This window comes from Flavobacterium macrobrachii (genome assembly GCF_014486675.1).
Lineage (GTDB): Bacteria > Bacteroidota > Bacteroidia > Flavobacteriales > Flavobacteriaceae > Flavobacterium > Flavobacterium macrobrachii.
Genome location: NZ_JACTAC010000014.1, coordinates 45,800 through 53,059 on the forward strand (window position 1 = coordinate 45,800; position 7,260 = coordinate 53,059).

A 7,260-nucleotide genomic window follows, 5' to 3' on the forward strand; every position below is an offset into this window, starting at 1 on the left:
GAAATAGATTTTTATAATCGATAACTTTCTAAATTCTAAATTCTAAACTCTAAATTGAGGATGAAAATAATTGATAAATACATTTTAAAACGCTACTTAGTAACATTTATAGTAATGTTATTGATGTTTATTCCTATTGGAATTATTATCGATGTATCTGAAAAAATCAATAAAATTTTAGCCAATAAAGTCCCTTTTGTTGAAGTAGCAAAGTATTATTTAGACTTTACCATTTATTTTGCCAATTTATTATTTCCGATATTTTTGTTCTTATCGGTTATTTGGTTCACCTCAAAATTGGCTAACAATACCGAGATTATAGCTATTTTAAGTTCCGGAATTTCATTCACCCGATTTTTACGACCTTATTTAATTGGAGCCACGATGGTTTCGGTTTTTGCATTGGTTATGAATGTCTTTTTGATGCCAAGTGCAGCAGCTGGTTTCAAGAGTTTTAGGTATAAATATCTCAATAACAATAGTGCAAGTGTTAAAGACGACTCCAATGTTTTTAGACAAATCAGCAAAGACGAATACATTTATGTAAGCAGTTTTAATGATGTATCTAAAATGGCTTTTAACTTTTCTATGGAAAAATTTGAAGGCGATAAATTAAAGTACAAATTAAGCGCTTCACGAATTAAATTCAATCCAAAAGACTCTACTTATACCATTTTTAATTACACCAAAAGAAAAGTTGGAATATTAAACGATATCATAGAAAAAGGCGAAAAGAAAGATACTGTTTTTACTTTTGATTTAGACGATTTAACGCCAGTAGTTTACATCGCAGAAACGCTACCATTAAACGAGTTGAACAAATTTATTGAGAAAGAAAGAGAACGTGGTTCGTCTAACATCAATACCTATTTGGTGGTTTTGTATAAAAAATACAGCATTCCGGTTTCGGCATTTATTTTAACGATTATTGCAGTTTCTGTTTCGTCTATGAAACGTCGCGGCGGAATGGGAATGAACTTAGCTATCGGAATCATTCTTGCCTTTGGTTTTGTATTTTTAGACAAAGTATTCGGAGTTCTTGCCGAAGCTTCAACGGCACCACCATTATTAGCCGTTTGGACACCAAATATTCTTTTTGGAGTTTTAGCAATTTTCCTTTTAAGAAATGCTAAGCGATAATACAAAAAGCTATTTACATCTTCATTTGATAGTATTCATTTGGGGATTTACCGCCATTCTTGGTGCATTGATTTCCTTGGATGCATTGCCTTTAGTTTGGTTCAGAATGCTTTTTGCCGTTGGATTTATAGCTGTTTTTATCTATTTCAAAAAGCTTCCATTGCGGGTTTCCAAAAAAGCATTTTTACAATTTATTTTCTCCGGATTAATCATTGCTTTGCATTGGTTTACTTTCTTTAAAGCTATCAAAGTTTCCAATGTTTCTGTTACGTTAGCCTGTTTATCAACTGGCGCATTTTTTGCATCATTGTTGGAACCTATTTTGTACGGAAAAAAAATTGTTTGGTATGAAGTTTTCCTTGGTATTCTTGTAATTTGTGGATTATACATCATTTTTAATGTCGAAGGAAATTATTGGGAAGGAATAATTCTCGCTTTGATTTCTGCTTTTCTATCAGCACTTTTTGCAGTCATCAATAGCAAATTTGTTAAAGAACACGACGCAACAGTTATTTCCTTTTATGAATTATCTGGCGGTGTTTTCTTCTTCTCAATTTTATTACTTTTTGGGAATAGTTTCAATGCCGATTTTTTCCAACTTACTACTAAAGATTTTGTCTATTTATTGATTTTAAGTTCAGTTTGTACTGCTTATGCCTTTATTGCATCAACAGCTGTAATGAAATTTTTAAGTCCATATACAGTCATGTTGACCATCAATTTAGAACCTATTTATGGAATAATTTTAGCCGTGCTTATTTTCAAAGAAAAAGAACAAATGAGTTTTGAATTTTATATTGGTGCTCTGATAATCTTATTTACTGTATTACTGAATGTTATAATTAAAAGCCGAAAAAAATCGGTTCAATCTTCTTGATTTTTTTCAACTAATCTGTCAAAATTTACTTGTATCACAATAGAATATTTTATATTTGCTATTCGATTAAACAAAACTACAACTCATGGAATACTTAGATTTTGAACTTCCTATCAAAGAATTGGAAGATCAACTCGACAAATGTCAAATTATTGGTTCAGAATCAAACGTTGATGTTACTGCTACTTGCAAACAAATCGAGAAGAAACTAGAAGAAACCAAAAAGAAAATATACAAAAACCTAACGGCTTGGCAACGAGTGCAATTATCTCGTCATCCAAACAGACCATATACTTTAGAACATATTGAAAACCTAACTAAAGGTACCTTTTTAGAGCTTTTTGGCGATAGAAATTTCAAAGATGATAAAGCAATGGTTGGCGGTTTAGGTCAAATCGATGGTCAATCGTTTATGCTTATTGGTCAACAAAAAGGAATTAATACAAAAATGCGTCAATTGCGTAATTTTGGTATGGCAAATCCAGAAGGTTACAGAAAAGCACTTCGATTAATGAAAATGGCAGAAAAATTCAATATTCCTGTCGTAACTTTAATCGATACACCAGGAGCTTATCCTGGTTTAGAAGCCGAAGAGCGAGGACAAGGCGAAGCCATAGCTAGAAATATTCTTGAAATGTGTCGTTTAAAAGTACCAGTAATTTGCGTTATCATTGGAGAAGGTGCTTCTGGCGGTGCATTAGGAATTGGAGTTGGCGATAGAGTTTTAATGATGGAAAATACTTGGTATTCTGTAATTTCTCCAGAATCGTGTTCGTCTATTCTTTGGAAAAGTTGGGAATATAAAGAACAAGCTGCCGAAGCATTAAAACTGACTTCTGCCGATATGAAAAAACTAAAATTAGTTGATGATATAATTCCAGAACCACTTGGCGGTGCACATTATGACAAAGTGACAACCTTCAAAACAGTTGAGCAATACATCATGAAAGCGTTTAACGAACTAAAAGATTTATCAACAGAAGAATTAGTAGCGCAAAGAATGGACAAATACAGTAAAATGGGCGAATACAAGGAGTAAAATCTTATAAAATATTGTAAACCGTCTCGCCAATAACGAGGCGGTTTTTTTATGGTTATTAACAAAAAAATGAAACTTATAAACATCATTTTTGAATAACTCAATCCTGTTTTTTTTTATAAAATAATTACTTTCGCTTCATGGAAAATCTCAAAAATATTAACCCAATAAAAGTAGATAAAACTACTATCATAAATCTCGAAAAAGGTAAATTACCGCCACAAGCTCTCGACCTAGAAGAAGCTGTGCTTGGCGCAATGATGATTGATAAAAAAGGAGTTGATGAGGTTATCGATATTTTGCAACCTGATGCTTTTTACAAAGAAGGTCACAAACATATTTTTGAAGCTATTTTTCAGTTATTCACAGATTCGCAACCTATTGACTTATTAACCGTTTCGGCTCAGTTAAAAAAGAACGGAAAATTAGAATTGGCTGGAGGCGATTTTTATTTAATTCAGCTAACGCAAAAAATATCTTCGTCGGCTCATATTGAGTTTCATTCGAGAATTATTCTGCAAAAATTCATTCAGCGTAGTTTAATAAAAATATCATCCGAAATTATAGAAGAATCTTATGATGAATCGACTGACGTTTTTGATTTATTAGACAAAGCCGAATCGAAACTTTATGAAGTAACACAAGGAAATATCAAGCGAAGCTCAGAAACGGCGCAAAGTTTGGTTATTCAAGCCAAAAAAAGAATTGAAGAAATAGCAAATAAAGAGGGTTTATCAGGAATTGCCACCGGTTTTGATAAACTTGACAAAGTAACTTCGGGTTGGCAACCTTCCGATTTAATTATTATTGCTGCTCGTCCAGGTATGGGTAAAACGGCGTTTGTCCTTTCAATGGCTCGAAATATGGCAATAGATTTTGGTCATCCAGTAGCATTATTTTCTCTGGAAATGTCTTCGGTTCAGTTGATTACACGTTTGATTTCTTCGGAAACAGGTTTGTCTTCTGAAAAACTTCGTACCGGAAAATTAGAAAAACACGAATGGGAACAGCTTTCTACCAAAGTAAAGGATTTAGAAAAAGCACCATTATATATTGATGATACGCCTTCATTATCCATTTTTGACTTAAGAGCAAAAGCGCGTCGTTTGTCCTCACAACATGGAATTAAGATGATTATTGTTGATTATCTTCAATTAATGACTGCTGGCGGTGGCGGAAAAGGTGGCGGAAATCGTGAACAAGAAATTTCAACCATTTCCCGAAATTTAAAAGCATTGGCAAAAGAACTAGAAGTTCCAGTTATTGCTTTATCACAGTTGTCGCGTGCAGTGGAAACACGTGGCTCAAGTAAAAGACCATTGCTTTCAGACCTTCGTGAATCGGGAGCAATTGAGCAAGATGCCGATATTGTTTCTTTTATTTATCGTCCAGAATATTATAAAATTGACGAATGGGATGACGATGAACATTCTCCAACCGAAGGTCAAGCCGAATTTATTATTGCAAAGCACAGAAATGGTTCGCTAGAAAATATCCGACTGAAATTCATTGGAAATCTTGGAAAATTTGACAATCTCGATGAATTTGGAAGTATGTATGACGATTTACCATCTAGAATGAATGCAGACGATAATCCATTTATGACTAAAAATTTACCTTCTGCTAATGAGGCATTTGGAAGTAATATAAATTCCGATGACGATAGCGATGTGCCTTTTTAATCCTACGTAAAAACACTTATTTTTTACTTAATTCATAGGTAATACTATATTTTGTGCTAATTTTAGCTATTTAAAAAAACTATACACAAATTATGGCAAAAAATGTTATTTCTTTAGAGCAAGCTCAAAACTGGGCACAAGTTTACAGAGAAAAAAATCCTGACTCTGTAATTGCTTATCTTATTCCTGGAATTGATTTTAAACAGCTGCTAAGCGAAAACGGAACTGTTGATATCAGAGCATATGTAGGGATTGATCCCGAAAGTGGTTTGCAAAAATTAATGCTCGTTGGAGTTGACTCTAATAGAGATGACATGATTGATTCTCAAAAAGGTTATGAAATTTATGATTTTACACAGCCTTGTCCTGACAAATGTGATATCAAAAGTCCTCTTTTCAATTTGAAATGATAAAAATAGTTTCTGAGATTTTTGCTGATATTGGATATATCTTGTTATTTGTTAACTGCGTACTGTTAGGTAAAAATATTTGCAAAAAGACAAAATCAGTTAAAATATTTTTTGTTTATAACCTTTTGATGTTATTTATTCAAATGACATCTAAGGTTATGTTTACTTTAAAAATGAATAATCTTTTTTTGTCACATTTTTATTTTATTTTTCAATTTCTAATACTCAGTTATTTTTACTATACATTGTTGGATGTTCCTTTTCAAAAAAAAGTGGTAAAAATAGTATCTATTATAACATTACTTGTGTTAAGTATTAATTATGCTTGGAAACCTGAACTTTTTTTTTCACTTAATCTGCTTGAAATTTTCGTAACATCATTACCTGTTGTGATATATGCTGCTTTTCACCTATATAATTTACTAAATAAAGAGCACTATTTTTATTATACAACTGTAGGATTACTTATTTATCTTTATGGCAGTACATTTCTTTTTTTATCCTATGAATTGATTATGATTGCAATAGAAGATGTAGCAGGAGTATATACATGGTTTTTAAACATTTTTCTGTATGTTATATATCAGTTGTTTATACTTAAAGATTTATTAAAAACAAAAAGACATGAAAACAGAAACTGAAATTATTAGAGTTTTTACGTATACTTTTTTGGCTTTCATGGCAATGGCTTTTGTTTTGATATTGTTTTTCTATTATTCCAGAAAAAAAATTATCAAACACGAAGTTGATAAAAAAAATCTCGAAATTCAGCATCAAAAAGAAATGATAGAAGCGATGATAACAACTCAAGAAAACGAACGTGAACGAATTGCACGTGATTTACATGATGAAATTAGTTCTAAGTTAAATGTCGTTTCTTTGAATAGTCATTTACTAAAAACTCCAAATCTTTCGTCAAATGAAATTGCTGAAATTACCGAAAATATAGCCGATTTAACTTCAAAAGTACTCGAAAGCTCAAGACGAATTGCACACGATTTATTTCCGCCTGTTTTTGAAAAATTTGGATTGGAAGCTGGAATTGAAGAATTAATAGAAGAAACAAAATCTACAGGAAAATTTCAAATTTATTTTCAAAATACAATTGATTTTAGTCAATTAAGTAACGAAATTCAGCTTTCGATTTTTAGAATTTTACAAGAATTATTTAATAATACTTTAAAGTACGCCAATGCTAGTAAGGTGCAAATTTCTTTTCATCATTTAAACGAAAAAAAGCAATTTCTTTACGAAGATAATGGCGTTGGATTTGAGCGTTCTAATCATACTAAAGGAATGGGTTTAATTAATATTGAAAGTAGAATTGGTGTTATACAAGGTAAATTTTCTATAGAAACCAATATAAATCAAGGATTTAAAATTGAAATTATTTTTTAATGATGAGTGACAAAATAAAAATTGCGCTTGCAGATGATGAAGAATTATTTAGAAAAGGAATTTACTTTCTCTTGCAACGCGAACAGAATTTCGAAGTTATATTTGAAGCTGCCAATGGAAATCAGTTGATTGATTTTTTAACAACCAACTCCAATCGTCCAGATATTATATTGATGGATTTAAAAATGCCTTTGCTAAATGGAGTAGAAGCTACAAAATTGATTACACAACAATTTCCCAATATTAAAATAATTGCTTTAACGAGTTATAATACTAAATCATTTATTGCTAATATGATAGAAATTGGTGCAGCATCATTTTTAGTTAAAAATGCTTCACCAAAAGAAATGATTTTTACTATAAATGAAGTTTATAAAAAGGCTTTTTATTACAATGAACAAGTAATTAAAATTTTGTCAGAATTTAAGTTTCCAATTGAAAATAGGAGTGATTTTTTTGAAAAAGTCGAATTGACATCAAGAGAAAGAGAAGTCCTTGAACTTATTTGTCAACAGTTCAATTCTACTGAAATAGCAGAACAACTATTTATAAGTCCACGAACTGTAGATACTCATAGGAATAGTCTACTTTTTAAAACAAATTCACAAAATATTGCAGGATTAGTATTATTTGCAATACAAAATAAAATTGTAATATTATAAAAAGTGAGGACAAGTAAATTAAACTGTCCTCACAAAATCTATCTATAAAAAC

8 protein-coding genes are annotated in these 7,260 nt (G+C 31.1%); all 8 read left to right on the forward strand.

Features of this window, described 5'->3' with window-relative positions; all coding sequences use genetic code 11:
- The first annotated feature begins 60 nt into the window (after window positions 1–60).
- A complete protein-coding gene (locus IAI56_RS05205) occupies window positions 61–1,140 on the forward strand; it encodes an LptF/LptG family permease (RefSeq protein WP_187656864.1) in 1,080 nt (359 codons plus the stop codon).
- A complete protein-coding gene (locus tag IAI56_RS05210) occupies window positions 1,127–2,017 on the forward strand; it encodes a DMT family transporter (RefSeq protein ID WP_187656865.1) in 891 nt (296 codons plus the stop codon). The genes IAI56_RS05205 and IAI56_RS05210 overlap by 14 nt, the downstream gene beginning before the upstream one ends.
- A gap of 85 nt (window positions 2,018–2,102) precedes the next feature.
- Window positions 2,103–3,056, forward strand: coding sequence for an acetyl-CoA carboxylase carboxyltransferase subunit alpha (locus IAI56_RS05215; protein WP_187656866.1), 954 nt, complete (start codon window positions 2,103–2,105; stop codon window positions 3,054–3,056).
- Window positions 3,057–3,196: 140 nt separating this feature from the next.
- The gene (dnaB, locus tag IAI56_RS05220) at window positions 3,197–4,738 is read left to right on the forward strand and encodes a replicative DNA helicase (RefSeq protein WP_187656867.1); all 1,542 of its coding nucleotides are present in this window, start codon (window positions 3,197–3,199) and stop codon (window positions 4,736–4,738) included.
- 92 nt (window positions 4,739–4,830) lie between these two features.
- Window positions 4,831–5,148, forward strand: a complete 318-nt coding sequence (locus IAI56_RS05225) for a hypothetical protein (RefSeq protein ID WP_187656868.1) — start codon at window positions 4,831–4,833, stop codon at window positions 5,146–5,148.
- A complete protein-coding gene (locus IAI56_RS05230; protein WP_187656869.1) occupies window positions 5,145–5,789 on the forward strand; it encodes a hypothetical protein in 645 nt (214 codons plus the stop codon). The genes IAI56_RS05225 and IAI56_RS05230 overlap by 4 nt, the downstream gene beginning before the upstream one ends.
- Window positions 5,773–6,546 carry a sensor histidine kinase gene (locus tag IAI56_RS05235; RefSeq protein ID WP_187656870.1) on the forward strand — a complete coding sequence of 258 codons (774 nt, stop codon included), beginning with the start codon at window positions 5,773–5,775 and terminating at the stop codon, window positions 6,544–6,546. Before IAI56_RS05230 ends, IAI56_RS05235 begins: the two co-directional genes overlap by 17 nt.
- A 2-nt stretch (window positions 6,547–6,548) precedes the next feature.
- On the forward strand, window positions 6,549–7,208 hold the full coding sequence (locus IAI56_RS05240; RefSeq protein ID WP_187656872.1) for a response regulator transcription factor: 660 nt from the start codon (window positions 6,549–6,551) through the stop codon (window positions 7,206–7,208).
- Window positions 7,209–7,260 lie beyond the last annotated feature (52 nt).